This is a genomic window from Pseudomonas syringae CC1557, from assembly GCF_000452705.1.
Lineage (GTDB): Bacteria > Pseudomonadota > Gammaproteobacteria > Pseudomonadales > Pseudomonadaceae > Aquipseudomonas > Aquipseudomonas syringae_F.
Genome location: NZ_CP007014.1, coordinates 4,601,038 through 4,619,707, shown reverse-complemented (window position 1 = coordinate 4,619,707; position 18,670 = coordinate 4,601,038). Strand labels below are relative to the sequence as shown.

The 18,670-nt window shown below is 58.7% G+C and carries 21 protein-coding genes; 6 read left to right on the top strand and 15 right to left on the bottom strand.

Annotation, left to right across the window (positions count from 1 at the left end; genetic code table 11):
• Positions 1-6: 6 nt before the first annotated feature.
• The 11 genes from N018_RS20430 to N018_RS20380 all read right to left on the bottom strand — a co-directional run bounded on the left by N018_RS20430 (position 7) and on the right by N018_RS20380 (position 9,713).
• Positions 7-507 (bottom strand): DUF2878 domain-containing protein, encoded by a 501-nt coding sequence (locus N018_RS20430; RefSeq protein WP_025390594.1) that lies wholly within the window; start codon positions 505-507, stop codon positions 7-9.
• On the bottom strand, positions 500-1,768 hold the full coding sequence (locus tag N018_RS20425; protein WP_025390593.1) for an SAM-dependent methyltransferase: 1,269 nt from the start codon (positions 1,766-1,768) through the stop codon (positions 500-502). The genes N018_RS20430 and N018_RS20425 overlap by 8 nt, the downstream gene beginning before the upstream one ends.
• A complete protein-coding gene (locus N018_RS20420; protein WP_025390592.1) occupies positions 1,755-2,555 on the bottom strand; it encodes a DUF1365 domain-containing protein in 801 nt (266 codons plus the stop codon). The genes N018_RS20425 and N018_RS20420 overlap by 14 nt, the downstream gene beginning before the upstream one ends.
• Positions 2,552-3,799 (bottom strand): NAD(P)/FAD-dependent oxidoreductase, encoded by a 1,248-nt coding sequence (locus tag N018_RS20415; RefSeq protein ID WP_025390591.1) that lies wholly within the window; start codon positions 3,797-3,799, stop codon positions 2,552-2,554. The genes N018_RS20420 and N018_RS20415 overlap by 4 nt, the downstream gene beginning before the upstream one ends.
• Complete coding sequence (locus tag N018_RS20410; RefSeq protein WP_024647592.1) at positions 3,796-4,584, bottom strand: SDR family NAD(P)-dependent oxidoreductase; 789 nt, start codon at positions 4,582-4,584, stop codon at positions 3,796-3,798. Before N018_RS20410 ends, N018_RS20415 begins: the two co-directional genes overlap by 4 nt.
• On the bottom strand, positions 4,581-5,003 hold the full coding sequence (locus tag N018_RS20405) for a nuclear transport factor 2 family protein (protein ID WP_024647591.1): 423 nt from the start codon (positions 5,001-5,003) through the stop codon (positions 4,581-4,583). Before N018_RS20405 ends, N018_RS20410 begins: the two co-directional genes overlap by 4 nt.
• The gene (gene phrB, locus N018_RS20400) at positions 4,996-6,444 is read right to left on the bottom strand and encodes a deoxyribodipyrimidine photo-lyase (RefSeq protein ID WP_025390590.1); all 1,449 of its coding nucleotides are present in this window, start codon (positions 6,442-6,444) and stop codon (positions 4,996-4,998) included. Before phrB ends, N018_RS20405 begins: the two co-directional genes overlap by 8 nt.
• A 9-nt stretch (positions 6,445-6,453) precedes the next feature.
• Positions 6,454-7,368, bottom strand: a complete 915-nt coding sequence (locus N018_RS20395; protein WP_024647589.1) for a MerR family transcriptional regulator — start codon at positions 7,366-7,368, stop codon at positions 6,454-6,456.
• A 5-nt stretch (positions 7,369-7,373) separates the two neighbouring features.
• On the bottom strand, positions 7,374-8,330 hold the full coding sequence (locus N018_RS20390; RefSeq protein ID WP_024647588.1) for a YbgA family protein: 957 nt from the start codon (positions 8,328-8,330) through the stop codon (positions 7,374-7,376).
• 184 nt (positions 8,331-8,514) lie between these two features.
• Positions 8,515-8,730 (bottom strand): TIGR02450 family Trp-rich protein, encoded by a 216-nt coding sequence (locus N018_RS20385; RefSeq protein WP_024647587.1) that lies wholly within the window; start codon positions 8,728-8,730, stop codon positions 8,515-8,517.
• Positions 8,727-9,713 carry an NAD(P)/FAD-dependent oxidoreductase gene (locus N018_RS20380; RefSeq protein WP_024647586.1) on the bottom strand — a complete coding sequence of 329 codons (987 nt, stop codon included), beginning with the start codon at positions 9,711-9,713 and terminating at the stop codon, positions 8,727-8,729. Before N018_RS20380 ends, N018_RS20385 begins: the two co-directional genes overlap by 4 nt.
• 276 nt (positions 9,714-9,989) lie before the next feature.
• Here N018_RS20380 and N018_RS20375 point away from each other — a divergent pair, with 276 nt between their 5' ends.
• A complete protein-coding gene (locus N018_RS20375) occupies positions 9,990-10,892 on the top strand; it encodes a TIGR01777 family oxidoreductase (RefSeq protein ID WP_025390589.1) in 903 nt (300 codons plus the stop codon).
• Positions 10,893-10,915: 23 nt separating this feature from the next.
• Positions 10,916-11,938, top strand: a complete 1,023-nt coding sequence (gene hemH / locus N018_RS20370) for a ferrochelatase (protein ID WP_025390588.1) — start codon at positions 10,916-10,918, stop codon at positions 11,936-11,938.
• Positions 11,939-12,138: 200 nt separating this feature from the next.
• On the opposite strand, the gene N018_RS20365 is transcribed toward hemH, so the two are convergent.
• Both N018_RS20365 and upp read right to left on the bottom strand, forming a co-directional pair.
• Positions 12,139-13,416: a uracil-xanthine permease family protein gene (locus N018_RS20365; RefSeq protein WP_024647583.1), complete on the bottom strand. Its 1,278-nt coding sequence runs from the start codon at positions 13,414-13,416 to the stop codon at positions 12,139-12,141.
• Between the two features lie 4 nt (positions 13,417-13,420).
• The gene (gene upp, locus N018_RS20360; RefSeq protein WP_002552170.1) at positions 13,421-14,059 is read right to left on the bottom strand and encodes a uracil phosphoribosyltransferase; all 639 of its coding nucleotides are present in this window, start codon (positions 14,057-14,059) and stop codon (positions 13,421-13,423) included.
• Positions 14,060-14,267: 208 nt separating this feature from the next.
• On the opposite strand from upp, the gene N018_RS20355 reads away from it, so the two are divergent.
• The 3 genes from N018_RS20355 to N018_RS20345 all read left to right on the top strand — a co-directional run bounded on the left by N018_RS20355 (position 14,268) and on the right by N018_RS20345 (position 15,749).
• The gene (locus N018_RS20355) at positions 14,268-14,825 is read left to right on the top strand and encodes a hypoxanthine-guanine phosphoribosyltransferase (RefSeq protein ID WP_024647582.1); all 558 of its coding nucleotides are present in this window, start codon (positions 14,268-14,270) and stop codon (positions 14,823-14,825) included.
• Between the two features lie 69 nt (positions 14,826-14,894).
• Positions 14,895-15,395 carry a hypothetical protein gene (locus N018_RS20350; RefSeq protein ID WP_024647581.1) on the top strand — a complete coding sequence of 167 codons (501 nt, stop codon included), beginning with the start codon at positions 14,895-14,897 and terminating at the stop codon, positions 15,393-15,395.
• 66 nt (positions 15,396-15,461) lie between these two features.
• A complete protein-coding gene (locus tag N018_RS20345) occupies positions 15,462-15,749 on the top strand; it encodes a PA4642 family protein (RefSeq protein WP_003365576.1) in 288 nt (95 codons plus the stop codon).
• 224 nt (positions 15,750-15,973) lie between these two features.
• Here the strand turns inward: N018_RS20345 and N018_RS20340 are convergent, their stop codons facing one another.
• Positions 15,974-16,807, bottom strand: a complete 834-nt coding sequence (locus tag N018_RS20340; protein ID WP_024643633.1) for an amino acid ABC transporter permease — start codon at positions 16,805-16,807, stop codon at positions 15,974-15,976.
• A complete protein-coding gene (locus tag N018_RS20335; protein WP_024671881.1) occupies positions 16,804-17,625 on the bottom strand; it encodes an ABC transporter substrate-binding protein in 822 nt (273 codons plus the stop codon). The genes N018_RS20340 and N018_RS20335 overlap by 4 nt, the downstream gene beginning before the upstream one ends.
• Before the next feature lie 110 nt (positions 17,626-17,735).
• Between N018_RS20335 and N018_RS20330 the strand changes: the two genes are divergently transcribed.
• Entirely contained in the window at positions 17,736-18,632 is an 897-nt protein-coding gene (locus N018_RS20330; RefSeq protein WP_025390587.1) for a homocysteine S-methyltransferase family protein, read from the top strand.
• Positions 18,633-18,670: the final 38 nt, after the last annotated feature.

The following is an 18,670-nucleotide window of genomic DNA, read 5'->3' as shown; positions in this document are numbered from 1 at the left end:
CGAGTGTCAGGCTGAATGGCGCGTTGTGCGGCCGGCCAGCCATTGCAACAGGGGGAAAACACCTGCCCAGACCAGCCCCAGCAGCAACATGCTCGGCCACACTCCAAGTGGAAGGTGAACCTGCGCCAGTTGCGAGCCGGCATAGTACGACATCGGGCCGCCGATAGCGCCAAGAATGGCTGCACGCCACAGCGGTCTGGCGGTCCAGGCCAGGCAATGATTAAGCGTGGTGGCCATGACCGCCCACAACAAAGCCAGCCACAAGGGCAGCAGGTAGCCACTGACGCCGAAGTCGAACACGCCCAGGGTCATCAGCAAGCTGTCGATCAATGCGCCGATCAGCATGACGGTAGTCACCAGTCGACCTTCTGCGGCCCACGAACTGATCCACAAAAAGTGGATGACCAGCACGCCCAAAGCAATCAGCAACCAGTAGCTGTTGCCGCCCAGCACGCAGGCAAACCAGCCGATCTGAAACAGCAGCGCGTTGGCGATGGTTTTAAGCATTGAAGCGCCCAAGCAGTGGTTCGCGTAACGCGTCCGGCTTGGCCAGCAGCAGTTGCGCGGTGCCGATGGTCCGTTCCAGGAAGCCCCCTTCGCAGTAGCACAGGTAAAACTCCCAAAGACGCAAAAAGTACTCGTCGTAACCCAGTTCGGTCAGTTTGCCGTGGGCGTTCCGGAAATTGTCGTACCACAGGCGCAACGTGCGGGCGTAATGCAGGCCAAAGTCTTCCATGTGCAGCAGGTTCATATCGGTATCATTGCCAACGATGTCGAGCATCTTTGCCACCGAGGGCAGGGCGCCGCCGGGGAAAATATAGCGCTGGATGAAGTCCACATTGCGCTTGGCCTGGGTATAGCGCTGTTCGCGAATGGTGATTGCCTGCAGCAGCATCATGCCGTTGCTCTTCAGCAAGCTGGCGCATTGCTTGAAATAGGTCGGCAGGAAGCGATGGCCGACCGCTTCGATCATTTCGATGGACACCAGCTTGTCGTACTCGCCGGTCAGGTCACGGTAGTCGGTCAGCAGCAACGTCACGCGATCCTGCAGTCCCAGTTCGACAAGCTTCTGCTGCGTATAAGCAAACTGCTCTTTCGACAGCGTGGTGGTGGTCACCTGGCAGCCATAATGCTGCGCAGCGTAAATGGCCATGCTGCCCCAGCCGGTGCCGATTTCCAGCAGGTGATCTTCGGGTTTCAGGGCCAGCTTCTGGCAGATACGCTCCAGCTTGTTCAGTTGCGCCTGTTCAAGCGTGTCGTTTTCATTCAGAAACTGTGCCGCCGAATACATCATGGTCGGGTCGAGAAACTGTTCGAACAGTGTGTTGCCCAGGTCGTAGTGGGCCGCGATGTTTTTCTGCGAACCTTTGCGGGTATTGCGGTTAAGCCAGTGCAGACCATGAATCAAAGGCCGGGTCAGACGCGCTACGCCGCCTTCCATCGCGTCGAGAACATCCAGATTGCTGACAAATACCCGTACCACCGCCGTCAGGTCAGGTGTGGTCCAGTAACCGTGGATGAACGCCTCGCCAGCGCCGATCGAGCCGCTGCTGGCAATCATGCCCCAGGCCGCCGAATCCAGAATGTGGACTTCGGCCTGGATCAGCGCATCGCTCTTGCCGAACACATGCCGCCGGCCTCCTTCAACGACCACCAACTGACCGTTGCGCAGGCCTGTCATCTGCCGCAGAACGCCTCGGCGCAGGATGTCTGCCGTCAGACCATTGGTCCCCAGATTGGCAGAAAAACTACTGCTACTGCTTTTCATGGTGTGAGTCCTTGGATTGCACGGCGGCGGCACGGTATTCGCCGTCGGCGGCCTGATGGGAAAAAATAGGGATGCGTTTGACCAGTAGGCGCACGGCCTGCCAATAGATGGCCAGACAGGTTTTCGCGGTCATCCATGGGAACGCCATCAGATGGCGGTGCAATGTCTGGCGATTGAGGTTTTGCCGTGTCAGGTTGAGCGTGGCGTCGAACATCTTCAGCTCGCCTTGCCAGTCCGCCATATGGACACCGATACGCTCGGCAGGCTGGCTGAAGCTCATGCGGTACTCAAGATCACGCGGCAGAAACGGTGAAACATGAAAAGCCTTGGCCACGGCAAAATGCTGATGGCCTTCAACCGTGGCTGGCAGTACATAACTGTAGCGCTCGCCCCACGGTGTGTTGGTGACTTCACAGAGGATGGCGGCCAGCGTGCCGTCCACCTCATGGCAGTAAAAAAAACTGACCGGGTTGAACGACAACCCCCAACTGCGCGCCTGGGTCAGCAGGCAGACCCGACCCAGCGGCATACGCCCCAGCGCTTTGCCGACCCGTTCGCGTGCCGCTTCTATCAGCGGCACGCCGCGCCCGGTCAGTTCCGGCAAATAGTCGCGCTCGCGGAACGAAAACGCGGCGAAACGTCTGTTGCCCGCCAGCGGCGAAAGCCCGAATACGCTCTCTTGCTCATCCAGGTCCAGATAGATCAGACCGATGCGATAGGTGAACTCATGAGACCGTGGCGAAAATCGCCGGTGACTGATCCAGCCACTGTAGAGGGCGCTGTTCACAATGTTTCACCGAACGCCTGAGCCACGCGCAAGCCGCTGACAACGCCGTCTTCGTGAAAACCGTTGGCCCAGTAGGCGCCGCAGTACCAGGTGTGGTCGACGCCATTGATTTCCTGCCAGCGCGCTTGTGCCGCTATTGCGTCAAGGCTGTATTGCGGATGCGAATAGCGGTAGCGACCGAGAATGCTGGCCGGGTCGATGGCCGCAGTCTGATTCAGGCTGACGCAGAACGTGGTGTCGCTGTCGATGCCTTGCAGGATGTTCATGTCATACGTGACGGCTGCCAACTGTTTATCATCGCCGCCAAGACGATAATTCCAGCTGGCCCAGGCCAGACGGCGGTCTGGCAGCAGACGGGTATCGGTGTGCAGCACCACATCGTTTTCGGCGTAGCGCAGGGCGCCAAGCACCGACTGCTCGGCGCTGGACGGTTCGGCCAGCAATGCCAGGGCCTGGTCGCTGTGGCAGGCAAACACCACCTTGTCGAAATGTTCGCTGCCCGCAGCGCTGTGTACTGTTACACCCTCGTTGTCGCGTTCCACGCGGGTGACCGGGCATGACAGGCGAATGCGCTCCCGGAACGAGGCAGTCAAGGGCTCGACATAGCTTCTGGAACCGCCCTCTATCACGCACCATTGCGGCCGGTTGGTGACCGAGAGCAGGCCGTGGTTCTTGAAGAAGCGCACGAAGAATTGCAGCGGAAAGCCGAGCATTTCCGCCAGCGACATGGACCAGATCGCCGCGCCCATCGGCACGATGTAGTGGTCGATGAAGCGTTGCCCGTAAGCGCCTTTTTTCAGGTACTCGCCGAGCGTGGTGTCTGCCGCGATGCGCTGATTTTCCAGGTCTTCGACGGACTGCCGGTTGAACCGCAGGATATCGCGCAGCATGCCCCAGAACCTTGGCGACAGCAGGTTGCTGCGCTGGGCAAACAGGCTGTTGAGGTTGTTGCCGTTATATTCGACGCCAGTGCGCGGATCGTGCACCGAAAAGCTCATTTCAGCGGGTTTGAAGTCCACGCCCAGCTGGCTCAGCAGGCGAATGAAATTCGGGTAGGTCCAGTTATTGAACACAATGAAACCGGTGTCGATGGCATAGGCACGCCCCTCGACCTGGACATCGACTGTGTGCGTGTGCCCGCCGACCCAGTCCGAGGACTCGAATACCGTGACCTCATGCTTGCGATTGAGCAGATAGGCACTGGTCAACCCAGCGATCCCGCTGCCAATGACTGCGATTTTCATTGCGCGTCCTTATTGGCCGTCTCGCTGCGCGCCATGCGCTTGCCGATGGCGAATCTGACGCGCGCCGGGAACAGGGCCAACAGTTTCATACTGAGGATGAATGCCGTCGGGAAGGCAATTTCAAGCGGTCGCCGTGCGCGGTTGAGTTTTTCGGCAATGTACTGTGCGGCCTTTTTGACGGGCCAGCGCATGGGCATCGGAAAATCGTTTTTTTGCGTCAGCGGGGTATCGACAAACCCTGGGCTGACGATGGTCACATCGATGTTTTCGCTGGCCAGATCAATGCGCAGGGCTTCAAACAGATAGCGCAGCCCGGCTTTCGACGCGCCGTAGGCTTCTGCGCGAGGCAGTGCCAGGAACGTCACTGCGCTGGCGACACCGACCAGATGCGGCTGTGTCCCCTTGCGCAACAACGGCAGCGCTTCCTGAATACAGTAACTGCTGGCCAGCAGATTGGTGCGCACCACGCGTTCGACCATTGCCGCTTCGAAGTTGCGGGTGTCAATGTATTCGCAAGTTCCGGCATTGAGAATCGCCGTGTCCAGGGCGCCCCATTCCTGAGCGATGCGGTCGCTTATGGACTTCACTTGCAAGCCATCGGTGATATCACCCGTGACCAGCAGCACCTGCTCCGGGTACAGGGTCGCGAGGTTCTGCAGCGGTTCCAGGGTTCTGGCAGTCAATGCCAGCCGATGCCCTGCGTCGAGTAATTCCTTTGCCAAAGCGAGACCGATGCCACTGCTGGCGCCGGTCAACCAGATACGTCGTGCGCCAGGAGTGCTCATCCCAACCTCTTCTTCAGCCAATTGATGACTCGGCCCATGATGGGCAGATGTTCGTAGAGCAACGCTCCGGCATCGAAATAGTCGCGATGCCGGTAAACCTTTTCATGCCATTTAAGGTGCGAACAGCCTTCGACCCGGATGGTCTGGCCGGCGGCCAGGCGTGGGTGCGAGTAGCTCATGGTCCAGACCAGATAGCCTTCGCCGGGCCGGACTTCGTCGAAGGCGTGAAAATCGAAATGCAGATCACGAACGTTGGCGTACAGCTCGGCGAAATAACGCTGCATGGCAGGCAGGCCATGAATATCGTGCAGCGGGTCGCTGAACGACACGTCTTCGCTGTACAGCTCGGCGACCTGATTCAGGTTGTCTTTGTTCAGTGCGGCAAAGCGCTGAGCGAAGCTGTGCAGAAAGTCAGCCATGGTCAGCCCCTGCGGCGGGCACGCGGGTTGGCAGCGCCTTGAACGCTGCCAGCGCGCGGGCGCGACTTTTGCTCAGGTCGACGATGGGCTTCGGGTAATCGGCGACGCCAAACAGCCCGCCGACAGAAGCGGGGTCATGAATCTGTTTTTTGTTGAGGTCTGCCAGCTCCGGCAGCCAGCGCTTGATGAACACGCCCTCGGGGTCGAATCTTTCCGATTGTGACAACGGGTTGAAGATACGGAAATACGGGGCCGAGTCGGTACCGGTGGACGAACTCCACTGCCAGCCGCCGTTATTGGACGCCAGGTCGCCGTCGATCAGGTGGCGCATGAAAAAGCGCTCGCCTTCCCGCCAGTCTATCAACAGGTTTTTAGTAAGAAACATGGCAACGACCATCCTTAGCCGATTGTGCATCCATCCGGTTTCCAGCAATTGACGCATGGCCGCGTCAATGATCGGCAGGCCGGTGCGCGCTTCCTGCCACGCCAGCAGCTCTTCAGGGGCGTCGCGCCATTGCAGTGCTTCGGTTTCCGGTCTGAAAGCGCGATGACGCGAAACACGAGGGTAGCCCACCAGCGTGTGTTTGTAGAACTCTCGCCACAACAGTTCGTTAATCCAGGTCACCGTGCCCACGTCGCCGGTCTCGAATTCCCCATGATTACTGGTCAAGGCGGCATGCAGGCACTGGCGCGGCGAAATGACCCCGGCAGCGAGATAGGCTGAAAGCTGGCTGGTGCCGGGCTTTGCCGGGAAGTCCCGCTCGTCCTTGTAGTAGCTGATCTGCTCGTCTGCGAAAGCGTCCATGCGGCGACTGGCCTCGCCCTCGCCAGCGGGCCACAGTGCGCGTAACGCATCCGTCGGCGTAGCAAAACCGCTCACCTGGTGAGGAACCCGATCGCTTTTTATCGACAGCGCTTGCTGTGCGGTGGGCGTGCGCACGAGAGGCGGCATAGCTGCATGCAGTCGGGTATAGCAGGCCTTCTTGAACTGGGTGAATACCTGAAAGTAGTTGCCGGTCTTGGTCAGGATGCTACCCGGTTTGAACAGCAACTGGTCGAGGTAGCGGGTGCAATGCACACCGGCGTCTTCAAGCATCTTCTGCACGGCCTGGTCACGGCGGGTTTCGTGAATGCCGTATTCCTCGTTGAGGTGCAGGCCCTCGACCTTGAATTCACTGCACAGTGTCGACAGCACCTCAGGTGCCTTGTCCCAGGTGTCAGCCTCGCGAATCAGCAGCGGCACGTTCAGTTTGCCAAGGGCTTTTTCCAGCTCGACCAGGTTGCGCAGCCAGAAATCGACTTTACAGTCGGCATCGTCGTGACTTAGCCACTGCGCAGGGCTGAGCAGGTAAACCGCCAGCGTCGGACCGCGCTGCATGGCGGCGGTCAGGGCAGTGTTGTCATGAACGCGCAGGTCGCTACGCAGCCAGATCAGTTGCATGAGAAGTCCTTAGATAAGTCCGAGCTTGCCCAGCTCGATCTGAGCGCTGAGCGCGTCGTTGGCAAGGGTCAAGCCAGCTATCTCGCTTGCCTGTACGAGCAAATCGGCTTTATGGATCTGTACCGTTGGTCCACCGAGCACGACAGGGCAGGTGATATTGGCCAGCAGGCGCGGTAACTGGGCGATGTTCAGGGCTTTGCTGGAGTACAGCAGTATGCCGCGAGGCTTCAGGTATTCAGCGGCCAGCGCCAGCTCACCGACCGGCAGCGGCCAATCAAACACCTCTACCGGGCAGTCGGCACTGCTGACCAGCCAGGCCGCGAGCCACAGGTGCGGCTCAAGCGGCAGATCGGACTGATTGACCAGCAGCAACGGGCTGCCATTGAGCTGACGGTTGTTGTGGTAGATGCGCGCACCGAACTTGCTGCGCAGCCACGAATAGAAAAATGTGCGCTCCAGTTGAGCACCAAACTTGCCTTGCCAGCGCTGTTCCAGCTCGGCGAGCAGTGGCAGCAACAGTTGTTCACACAGGGTGCGCGGCGGGTAGAGCGCCATGGCCTGATTAAACACGTCATCCACGCGACGCTCGGCCAGTTCGCCAATCGCTATCAACAGCGTCTGGCGCAGCGCATCCCAGTCATTGGTAGGGGGCAGGGCGTCCGTACGGTTGTCGTCGATCAGGTTTTTGACCTGGCTGACCGAGACGCCACGATTGAGCCAGGTCAGGATTTTCATGACCCGCTGGACATGCTCTTCCGAATACAGCCGATGCCCCTTGGCCGTACGATGCGGGACTATCAAGCCATAGCGGCGCTCCCAGGCGCGCAAGGTCACGGCGTTGACGCCAGTCTGTCGTGCAACTTCCCGAATAGGCAGCCAGTCGCCTGGTACCTCTGGGTCGGTATCTTTCTCTGCTTCATTCATGAGTATCAAATCGCATTTCGCAGGCTGAGATTTTCCGGATGGGGTTGCATGTACACCTGAAGCGCCACATACGGGTCTGGATGTTGGCGAAAATGATGCTTGAGCAGGGTCAGAGGCACGATCAGCGGCACGATGCCCTGATGGTACTGGCTGATCACTTGCTGGATTTCCTGCTTGTCTTCACTGCTGATGGTCTGCTTGAGGTAGCCGCACAGGTGTTGCAGGACATTGGTGTGAGTACTGCGCGTTGCGCACTTTTTCAATGCTGCCATCAGGTTGCTGAAATACAGCGGGGCGATTTCGTTCGGATCACTGCGGCCCATGCTGCCGAGCATTTTGCCCAGAGCCTTGTATTGCACTGGATCGTTGGCCATCAGTTGGTATTTGTAGCGCGAATGAAATTCGGTCAGGGCGCGACGCGTCACGCCTTCTTTCAACAGCTGTTGCCAGGCGGCGTAGGCAAATACGCGGGTCACGAAGTTCTCGCGCAGCACGGCGTCATTGAGACGTCCGTCTTCCTCGACGGGCAGGTTCGGATGACGCTCGCAAAAAGCCTGCGCGTAGATACCGCGCCCGCCGCCATCGACCGGCGCACCGTTTTCACGGTAGACCTTGACCCGCTCCAGACCACAGGATGGCGACTTCTGCATGAAGATGTAACCACAGATATCGCCCAGCTCATCGGCCATCTGTACGCCGTATTCAGCCAGTGCTGCGGTCACATCCAGGTCACGATTGACCGTGCCGAGCGCCTTGGGATTCTCTGCATCACCGACCAGTCTGATCGGCTCACGCGGGATGCCCATGCCGATTGCGACTTCGGGGCATGCCTGGACGAAATCGAAATACTTGCTCAATGCCTGGGTGCACAAATGAGACTCCTTGTGTCCACCATTGAAACGAACTTCGGCGCCCATCAGGCAGGCACTGATACCGAGTTTTGGTTTTTCGATTGCGGGCATGAGCATCAACCACCTCTACAGAAGACTTGTACAGATAGAGCGCTCTGTACAACTTGGCTTCATCATAGGTGTGTAGCTGTACAAGTCAAATTCTTTGTAGAGGGCTTTTGAGTCTGCTCCTGATAGGCGCTGACTCTCGTTCCACACGCTCTGCGCAGGAATCATCATCAAGACGTGTGCCCAGCTACTTCCAGCCCATGCGCCATGTGTCCGATTGTTGCAACACCTGCCACGGCAGCCGCTCGCTGCGTTGCGTCAACACGGCCTGTAGTTCGATTTCCAGCACAGTGCCTTCTTCGTCCTTGAACAACTCGGTCACCAGAAAGTGCTTCTCGCGATTGACCGGGGTGGCTGCCGTCCACTTCGACAGCAGCAGTTTGCGCGGATTGATCTGGTTCATTGCATGTGTTCCAGCAACCGGCGTGCCGCTTCCTGGCCACTCAGCCATGCGCCTTCCACTCGCCCCGACAGGCACCAGTCACCGCAGACATAAATGCCCAGGTCAGCATCAGACAGGGCGCCCCATTCGTGCGAGCCGGCAGGCCGTGCATACAGCCAGCGATGCGCCAGGCTGAATACCGGAGCGGGCATGCTGCAGTCGACCAATTCGGCGAAAGCGCCATGCAAATGTTCGATGACCTGCTCTCTGGAGGCGTCGAGATGCTGTCGGCTCCATTGGCTGGTGGCGTGCAGCACCCAGGTATCGAGGGTGTCATCACGCTCGGGTTTGCTGCGATTACGTGCCAGCCAGTCCAGCGGGCTGTCTTGCACGAAGCAGCCCTGCATAAGCGTTTGCAGCGGCTTCTCGAAGGCCAGAGCGACTGCCCAGGTCGGCTCCATCTTGACGCCTGCTACCACGCTGGCCAGTTTCGGTGCGTCAGCCAGCAATGCAGTGGCCTGTGGGGCAGGGGTTGCGATGATCACATGGCTGAACGGGCCGTGGTTTTTGCCCTCGGCGTCCAGCAGGTTCCAGTGTTCTTCCCCGCGAAACACTTCAGTGATACGGCACGAGAACGACACTGGAAGGTCGCCGCGCATGGCTCGGGTGATGGCGCTCATGCCTGGCTTGCCGACCCAGCGCACTTGTTCATCGGGAGAAGGGGTGAGCCTGCCGCCATGAAAGTTGTAGAGCGACGGGGTCCATTCAGCGACATGCCCTTGAGCCTGCCATTGCTTGACGGCAGTCGCAAAACGCCTGTCTCGTGCGGTGAAATATTGTGCGCCCATGTCCAGCGAACCCGCGTCGCTGCGCTTGCTCGACATCCGACCGCCGCTGCCGCGGCTTTTGTCGAACAGGTGCACCTGATGCCCGGCGTCTGTGAGCGCCCGGGCGGCTGAAAGTCCGGCGATACCGGTACCGATGATTGCGATTGGGACAGTCATAGGGGCCTCGTTACCTTGTCTGTACAGACTACGCCGTAGTTAAAACCTGTACAATCTTCTTGTTTGGTATAAGTTGCAGAGGTTTTCGAGTCTGCACAGTGAGTCACATTGCTACCTGCAAGGTCGAACCGATCAGCCACCCGGTCAGGGCGTTCAAAGCGGCGACCTGTTCAGGTGTGGCCTATGGTTCAGTAAACAGTTTCGTTTTTCTGACGAGCGAAGCTGTTGAAAATAAGACAACTCAATTGTCATGCACGCCACGCGAGGTTACCTGCCATGCACATATTGCTGACCGGTGGTACTGGTTTGATCGGAAGAGCGCTCTGTCGCCTGTGGTCCGCCCAAGGCCATGAACTGACCGTGTGGAGTCGCCAACCCGCCGATGTGGCCCAATTGTGTGGTCCCACTGTGCGCGGCATTGCCCGTCTCGACGAGTTGGGCGAGCAGCCGGTGGATGCGATCATCAACCTGGCCGGCGCACCGATTGCGGATCGTCCGTGGACGCGCAAACGCCGACTGTTGTTGTGGGAAAGCCGTATCGGTCTGACTGAACAATTGCTGACGTGGCTGGGTAGCCGCTCGCAGAAGCCTGCGCTGATGATTTCAGGCTCTGCTGTCGGTTGGTATGGCGACAGCAGCGAGCGCGAAATCGACGAAACGTCACCACCTGCCAAGGAAGACTTCGCCAGCCAGCTGTGCAACGCCTGGGAAGAAACCGCGCAGCGTGCCGAAGCGCTGGGCGTGCGTGTCGTGCTGCTGCGCACCGGTCTGGTGTTGTCGGATCGCGGCGGCTTCTTACAGCGTCTGTTGCCGCCTTTCAAGTTCGGTATGGGTGGCCCGATTGGCAACGGTCGGCAGTGGATGCCGTGGATTCACATTCAGGATCAAATTGCCGCGATTGATTTTCTGTTGAATCTGAATGAAGCAAAGGGTCCTTATAATGTCTGCGCGCCGTCGCCGGTCCGCAATCGTCAGTTTGCCAAGACGCTGGCAGGCATTCTGCATCGGCCTGCGTTCATGCCCATGCCTGCGCTGGCATTGAGAGCGCTGCTGGGCGAATTGTCGGTCTTGTTGCTGGGCGGCCAGCGCGCCCGGCCTGCACGTTTGCAGCAAGCCGGTTTCACGTTCAAGTACACCGAACTCGATACTGCCCTGCAGGATTTGCTGGGCCGCCACTGAAAGCCATTGAAATAGGATGTTGCATGACCGATCACGCTTTGTTGCTGGTCAATCTGGGTTCACCTGCTTCTACTCAAGTGGCAGACGTGCGCAGTTACCTGAACCAGTTCCTGATGGACCCGTATGTGATCGACCTGCCATGGCCGGTGCGCAGGCTGCTGGTGTCGCTGATTCTGATCAAGCGGCCCGAACAGTCGGCGCATGCCTATGCATCAATTTGGTGGGACGAAGGTTCGCCGCTGGTAGTGCTGAGCAAACGGCTTCAGGCCGCTGTGAAAAAAGAGTGGTCGCACGGGCCGGTCGAACTGGCGATGCGTTATGGCGAGCCGTCGGTTGAAACCGTGCTGACGCGTCTGGCAGAGCAAGGCTTCAAGAAAGTCACGCTGGCCCCGCTGTATCCGCAGTTTGCCGACAGTACGGTGACCACCGTTATCGAAGAGGCCAAGCGCGTGGTGCGCGCCAAATCGCTGAAGATGCAGTTCTCGGTGCTACAACCGTTCTACGATCAGCCTGAGTACCTCAGTGCACTGGTAGAAAGTGTGCGCCCGCATCTGGAGCAGTCTTACGATCACCTGCTGCTGAGTTTTCACGGCCTGCCCGAGCGGCATCTGCATAAGCTCGACCCGACCGGCAAGCACTGCCTCAAGGACGATTGCTGCATGACCGCGCCAGCCGAAGTGCTTGCCACCTGCTATCGCGCTCAGTGCATACAATCGGCTGCGGCGTTTGCCAGGCGCATGGGTATTCCTGATGGCAAATGGTCGGTGTCGTTCCAGTCACGACTGGGGCGCGCCAAGTGGATCGAACCCTACACCGAGGCGCGCCTGGACGAACTGGCGGCGAAAGGTGTGAAGAAGCTGCTGGTCATGTGCCCGGCGTTCGTGGCTGACTGTATCGAGACGCTGGAAGAGATCGGCGACCGTGGTGCCGAGCAGTTCAAGGACGCGGGAGGAGAGGAGCTGATCCTGATCCCTTGCCTGAACGACGATCCGAACTGGGCGAAAGAATTGAGCAGACTGTGCGAGCGTGCGCCGTTGATGTTGTGATGCGCTGAACATGCAAGATGGACGCAGAGCGTCCATAACAGCCATGCCCACGCGAAACGCAGGCACGATAGCGTAATGTTGATGATCGTTCCTACGCTCCGCGTAGGAATGCATCTCGTGAAGCTCCGCGTCACATAGCCACGAGCTGCATGCCAACTTCAGAGCATTGGCACGATCGTCAAGCCCACTCCGGCCAGGTATTACGGCAACTGATCATCCAGTTGCTTGTTCTTCCAGCTGTCATTGCCCGGCAAAATCAGGTTCAGGACGATAGCGGTCACGGCGCAGAGCGCGATGCCCTTCAGGCCGAAATCGTTCGGGCCGTTGCCCGTGCCGATCAGCACGCCGCCGATTCCAAACACCAGCGTTACCGAAACGATGACCAGGTTGCGTGCTTCGGCCAGGTCGATCTTGTGGCGGATCAACGTGTTCATGCCGACCGCCGCAATCGAACCGAACAGCAGACACAGAATCCCGCCCATCACCGGCACCGGGATGCTTTGCAGCAGCGCGCCGAACTTGCCGATAAATGCCAGAGTGATCGCGAAGAACGACGCCCAGATCATGATTTGCGGGTTGTAGTTCTTGGTCAGCATCACCGCGCCGGTGACTTCGGCATAAGTGGTGTTGGGCGGTCCGCCGAACAGGCCAGCCACGGTTGTTGCAACACCATCACCGAACAGTGTGCGATGCAGTCCTGGTTTTTTCAGGTAATCGCGCCCGGTCACGCTGCCGACTGCAATCACGCCGCCGATGTGCTCGATGGCGGGAGCCAGTGCCACCGGAACAATGAACAGAATCGCCTGCCAGTTGAATTCCGGTGCCGTGAAGTGCGGCAGGGCCAGCCAGGCGGCGTCGGCAATTTTCTGGGTATCGACCACGCCGAAGTAGAACGACAGGGCAAAACCCACCAGCACGCCGGAGATGATCGGCACCAGACGGAAAATGCCTTTGCCGAACACGGCCACGATCAGGGTGGTCAGCAACGCAGGCATCGAAATCAGCATGGCGGTTTGATAGGGAATCAGCTGTACGCCATCGCCGGTCTTGCCCATCGCCATATTGGCCGCAATCGGCGCCATGGCCAGACCGATCGAGATGATCACCGGCCCGATGACCACGGGGGGCAGCAAGCGGTCAATGAATCCGGTGCCTTTGATCTTCACCGCCAGACCGAGAAAGGTATAGACGAAGCCTGCTGCCATCACGCCGCCCATGGTCGCGGCCAGGCCGAACTGACCTTTGGCGAGAATGATTGGGGTGATGAAAGCAAAGCTCGAGGCCAGAAACACCGGCACCTGACGGCCCGTGATGATCTGAAACAGCAGCGTGCCAAGCCCGGCGGTAAACAGCGCGACGTTAGGGTCGAGCCCGGTAATCAGCGGCATCAGCACCAGCGCGCCGAACGCCACGAACAGCATTTGCGCACCGGAAAGGATCGTGCGCCACAGTGGATCGTTGAACTCCTGCTGCGTCATCGGGTTACGCGTCCTTCTGTTTGGTGCCGAAAATCTTGTCACCGGCATCGCCCAGGCCCGGAATGATGTAGCCGTGTTCGTTGAGGCGCTCGTCGATGGAGGCGGTGTAGATCATCACATCCGGGTGGGCCTTTTCCACTGCCGCAATACCTTCGGGTGCAGCGACCAATACCATGGCGCGGATTTCCTTGCAGCCAGCTTTCTTGAGCAGGTCGATGGTCGCGACCATGGAGCTGCCGGTGGCCAGCATCGGGTCGATGATCATGGCCAGACGCTCGTCGATCTCTGGGACCAGCTTTTCCAGATACGTATGCGCTTGCAGGGTTTCTTCATTGCGGGCCACGCCCACGGCACTCACCTTGGCGCCCGGAATCAGGCTGAGCACGCCATCGAGCATGCCTATACCGGCGCGCAGGATGGGCACCACGGTAATTTTCTTGCCGGCGATTTTCTCGACCGACACCGTACCGGCCCAACCCTGGATATCGTAGTTTTCCAGCGTAAGGTCGGCAGTTGCTTCATATGTCAGCAGCGCTCCGACTTCCTGAGCCAGCTCACGGAAATTCTTGGTGCTGATGTCGGCGCGGCGCATCAGGCCGAGCTTGTGGCGGATCAGCGGATGACGGATTTCACGAATGGGCATGGGGAAAAGCTCCAGCGGGGCAAAAAATCGGCCTAGATTAATCTATTCAGCTGTTACTGTCTTAAAGCGCGTGCAGTATCAGCTGGAAGCTTCGACGTTCGCGGCTTTTAGAAGACACTCGCAACGTTAGTCCAGAATCGCTTGCTCTGGATTGAACGGATGCGTACCTTTGCCCGCTTTTCTTGAACTGCCTTACCTGGAGAGCGTCATGTCCGCTGATCTCGAGCATATCCGTCAAATCATGCGCGAAGCTGACTGCCTGTATACCGAGGCACAAGTCGATGCTGCCATCGCCCGCGTCGGTGCGCAGATCAATGCCGAACTGGCAGATCGCAACCCGGTTGTGTTCTGCGTGATGAACGGCGGCCTGATTTTTTCGGGCAAACTGCTGACTCACCTGAACTTCCCGCTGGAAGCGTCTTACCTGCACGCGACACGTTATCGCAATGAAACCACGGGCGGCGATCTGTTCTGGAAAGCCAAGCCTGAGGTCTCGTTCATTGATCGTGACGTGCTGATCATCGATGACATCCTAGATGAAGGTCACACCCTGGGCGCTATCATCGATTTCTGCAAACACGCCGGTGCCCGCGCTGTACATACCGCAGTGCTGATTGACAAGGATCACGACCGCAAGGCCCGTCCGGACCTGAAAGCCGATTATGTAGGCTTGCCGTGTATCGACCGTTACATCTTCGGTTTCGGTATGGACTACAAAGGCTACTGGCGCAATGCTGCTGGCATCTATGCGGTCAAAGGGATGTAAGGCATCCTGACGGCCGCCTCTGTCTTGAAAGAGCGCGGCCGTCGATTCGCAATTATCTGGAAACCCTCAATGAAGTTACTGATTCCCGGCGCCCTGGCGTTGGTGCTGTTGTCTGGTCAGGCATTCGCGGCACCCGCCGCGCCGGCATCGACCAGCCCTATGCACGAGCAATATCTGCCGCCTGATGACCTGAGCCTGCGTGAAGGTGTGCCGGAGCAGCAACAGTTGATGCAGGTGACTGAGTACACGATTGTTGCCGGTAATCAGAGGCAATCCAGTCAGCAACCCATCCCGGTGACCTCACCCCTGTCGCTGCGCCTCAATGGCAAGTCGCTGAACAAGGGCGCGTCGATCTCGCAGGTGCTGGTGCATTTTGATGGCGGCGAAAACAAAAGCCTGAAGAAGCCCACTTACGATGAAGCATCCCGCACGCTGACGCTTTATTACCCGCTGTCACAGTATCGGATACTGGTTGACCTGCTGCGCAACGAGAAGGTCTATTGCCAGTACCTGAGCTACGCCAACGGCCACATCTGGGCCGATCTGCATACCACTGCACATGCGCGTTGAGCCCTGCGCTCGCCGGGGGGTAAACTGCCCGCCCGTGAAAGTGTCTGCGACAAGTTGGAGCCTGTAATGCGTAAAGACAAGAAACAGTTGATTGGTGATGAGATCGGCGACGAGCAGATCAAGTTGTTCCTCGACTTCGAACCGTATGATGCTACCTCGCCGTCGCTGCACAAACTGATCAAGGCCTACCGTGGCCTGCGCATAAACGACTTTGAGCGCTTTCTGGTGTTCTTCAAGGAAGCGGGCCATGACTTCGATGGCAAGGACGAGCACGGCAACGACTTCATCGCCCTGATCAAGGATCAGCGCAATGCAGACGAGTACATCGAACTGATCGAAAAAGCCCGCGGCTGACTATCGTGCCAATGCTCCGCGTTGCCAGAGCTGGACGCAGAGCGTCCGGAACTTCTTTCCCACGCGGAGCGTGAGGAACGAGAGGCGCACAAGAGAACACCTATCGTGCCAACGCTCCGCGTTTGCATGCATTTCGTGACGCTCTGCGTCACACAGCTACGCTGCACAGCACGCGGAGCACCTCGAACCGTATTCCCACGCGGAGCTTAAGACGAACGCCGCAGCTACTTCCGAGCCTGATACGCCTTGCCGTAATGTTTTTCCAGTCGCGACTGCAACAGCTCCAGCCCGATCGACATGATCCAGTACAGCACCGCTGCGGTGGTCAGCATCTCGATGTAGCGATAGCTGGACCGGCCATAGGACTGGGCCAGAAACATCACTTCCCAGACGCCCATCACCGAGATCAGTGACGAGTCCTTGAGCATGGAGATGAACTGGTTGGTGGTCGGCGGGATGATGGTGCGCATGGCCTGGGGCAGTGTGACGCGCCAGAAGATCTGCGCCGGACGCAGCGCCAGGGCAAGCGCAGCTTCACGCTGCCCGGCCGCAACGCCGATGATCCCGGCACGGAAGATCTCGCTCAGATAGGCCCCATAGTTGAGCGACAAGGCAATAACCCCCGCCATGATCGCGCCCGGCACAATGCCCACCTGCGGCAAGCCCAGATAGATCAGCAGAATCTGGATCAGCAGCGGTGTACCGCGAAAGAACGAGGCGTAAAAGCTGGCGATGCCGAACGCGACAGCACTGCTGGACAGCCTCGCCAGCGCTGTGACAAAGCCCAGCACCACTGACACGACAATCGAGCATACCGACACAAACAGCGTCAGCGCCGCGCCTTGCAGAAAGCCGTTGGGCGCCAGATGCAGGCCAATCAGATTGGGCAGTTTGTCGAGAATGATCGACAGCTTGAGGTCGAAACTCAGAAAGAACCCGGCGAACAGCACAAACATGACCAGCCAGGTCAGGTAAAGCCGCGTGCGGAAACCGAAGACTCGTTTGAGCAGGCCTTGATCAGCCTGCTCAGGTGGGCGTTGGGGCTCGAAAGAAGTCATTTGCTGATATCAGCACCGATCCACTTTTGTGACAGCTTGCTCAAGGTGCCGTCTTTCTTGAGTTCAGCGAAGACCTCGCGAACCTTGGCGTCCCATTCCGGATCGTCTTTCTCGATGGCCACCGAGTTGGGTTCTTCGTACAGCGTTTCACCGGCCAGTTTGAAGCGCTTGTCCTGATCCAGACGCGGCTTTGCCGTCACCAGATTGGTGAGGATAGCGTCCAGCCGCTTGCCAGCGCCGAGACCGAGGTCCTGAAAGGCCACGTTGTCGTTGTCATACGGGGCGATCTGCACGTCTTCGAACGGGTACTGCAACGGCTTGTCTTCCGCGCCGTCGATGACCAGGTTCTTGTTCAGGTAACTTTCGTAACTGGAGGCGCTGGTCAGGCCGACTTTCTTGCCACTCAAGTCCTTGGCCGAGTGGATGCGGTCGTCGGTGGCGTTGACCACAATGACCGCCGGCGAAGCGTAATACTCGACCGGGAAGTTGAAGACCTCAGCGCGTGCCTTGCTTGGGGTCATCGAGCAGACGCAGATGTCATAGCGGCCGCTCCAGTGACCTGCCGCAATCACGTCCCAGGAGGGTGTTTCGAGGCGCAATTTGACGCCCAGCTTCTGCGCAACGGCCTTGGCTACGTCCACATCGAAGCCGTCCAGTTCGTTCTTGTCATTCAGGAAAGAGAAGGGCGGGTAACTTTCCATCAGGACGTTGACCAACTCTTTGTTTTTCTGCACGCGATCCAGCGTGGCGCCGGCCAGAGCTTGAGTGGAGGCAGCCAGAGTGACCAGGCCAATGCCCAGCAGAGCGCGATAATTCACAAATGACCCCTGAAAAAGTGTTTGTGGTTTGAGTGAGGGGACGTATTAAATACGGTATACAAGACTGACTCATAATGAGTTTTTTTCATATACATATAAGCAGATCACATATGACCCAAGGCACAACTGTAATTCTCGATGGCGGCATGGGCCGCGAACTACAGCGTCGCGGTGCGCCGTTTCGTCAGCCCGAATGGTCGGCGCTGGCGTTGAGCGAAGCGCCTGAGGCGGTCAGTGCAGTACACGCCGCTTATATCGAAAGTGGCGCTCAGGTCATTACCAGCAACAGTTATGCGGTTGTACCGTTTCACATTGGCGAAGAGCGCTTCGCGCGTGAAGGTCAGGCGTTGGCAGCACTGGCCGGGCAACTGGCACGTGGGGCAGCCGATGCCTCGGGCAGTCGTGCGCGCGTGGCCGGTTCGATCCCGCCGCTGTTCGGCTCCTATCGCCCGGACCTGTACCAACCTGAGCTGGCGGCCGATGTGCTGAAACCGCTGGTTGCCGGTTTGTCGCCTTATGTCGACCTGTGGCTGGCCGAAACACAGAGCTGCATCCTCGAAGCGCAGACCATTCGCGCCGGTCTGCCGGTTGACGGCAAGCCGTTCTGGTTGTCATTTACCTTGCAGGATGAAGACACCGACGCGGTTCCGCGCCTGCGTTCCGGCGAGCCGGTTGCCGACGCGGCAAGGGCTGCGGCCGAGATGGGCGTTGCGACGCTGCTGTTCAACTGCAGCCAGCCGGAAGTGATTGGTGGTGCGATCGATGCAGCGCGTGAGGTATTTGAATCGTTGGGGGTCGATATCGCCATTGGCGCTTACGCCAACGCTTTCCCGCCGCAGCCCAAGGATGCCAAGGCCAATGACGGTCTGGACGAGTTGCGTGAAGATCTCGACCCGCAGGGCTACCAGCAGTGGGCGGCGGACTGGGTCAAGCGCGGTGCCACGCACATTGGCGGTTGCTGCGGGATTGGCCCGGAACATATCGCGGTGCTGTCGAAAAGCCTCTGACGGGCGCTGATAAAAAGCCCCGTGGCTTGAAAGAGCTC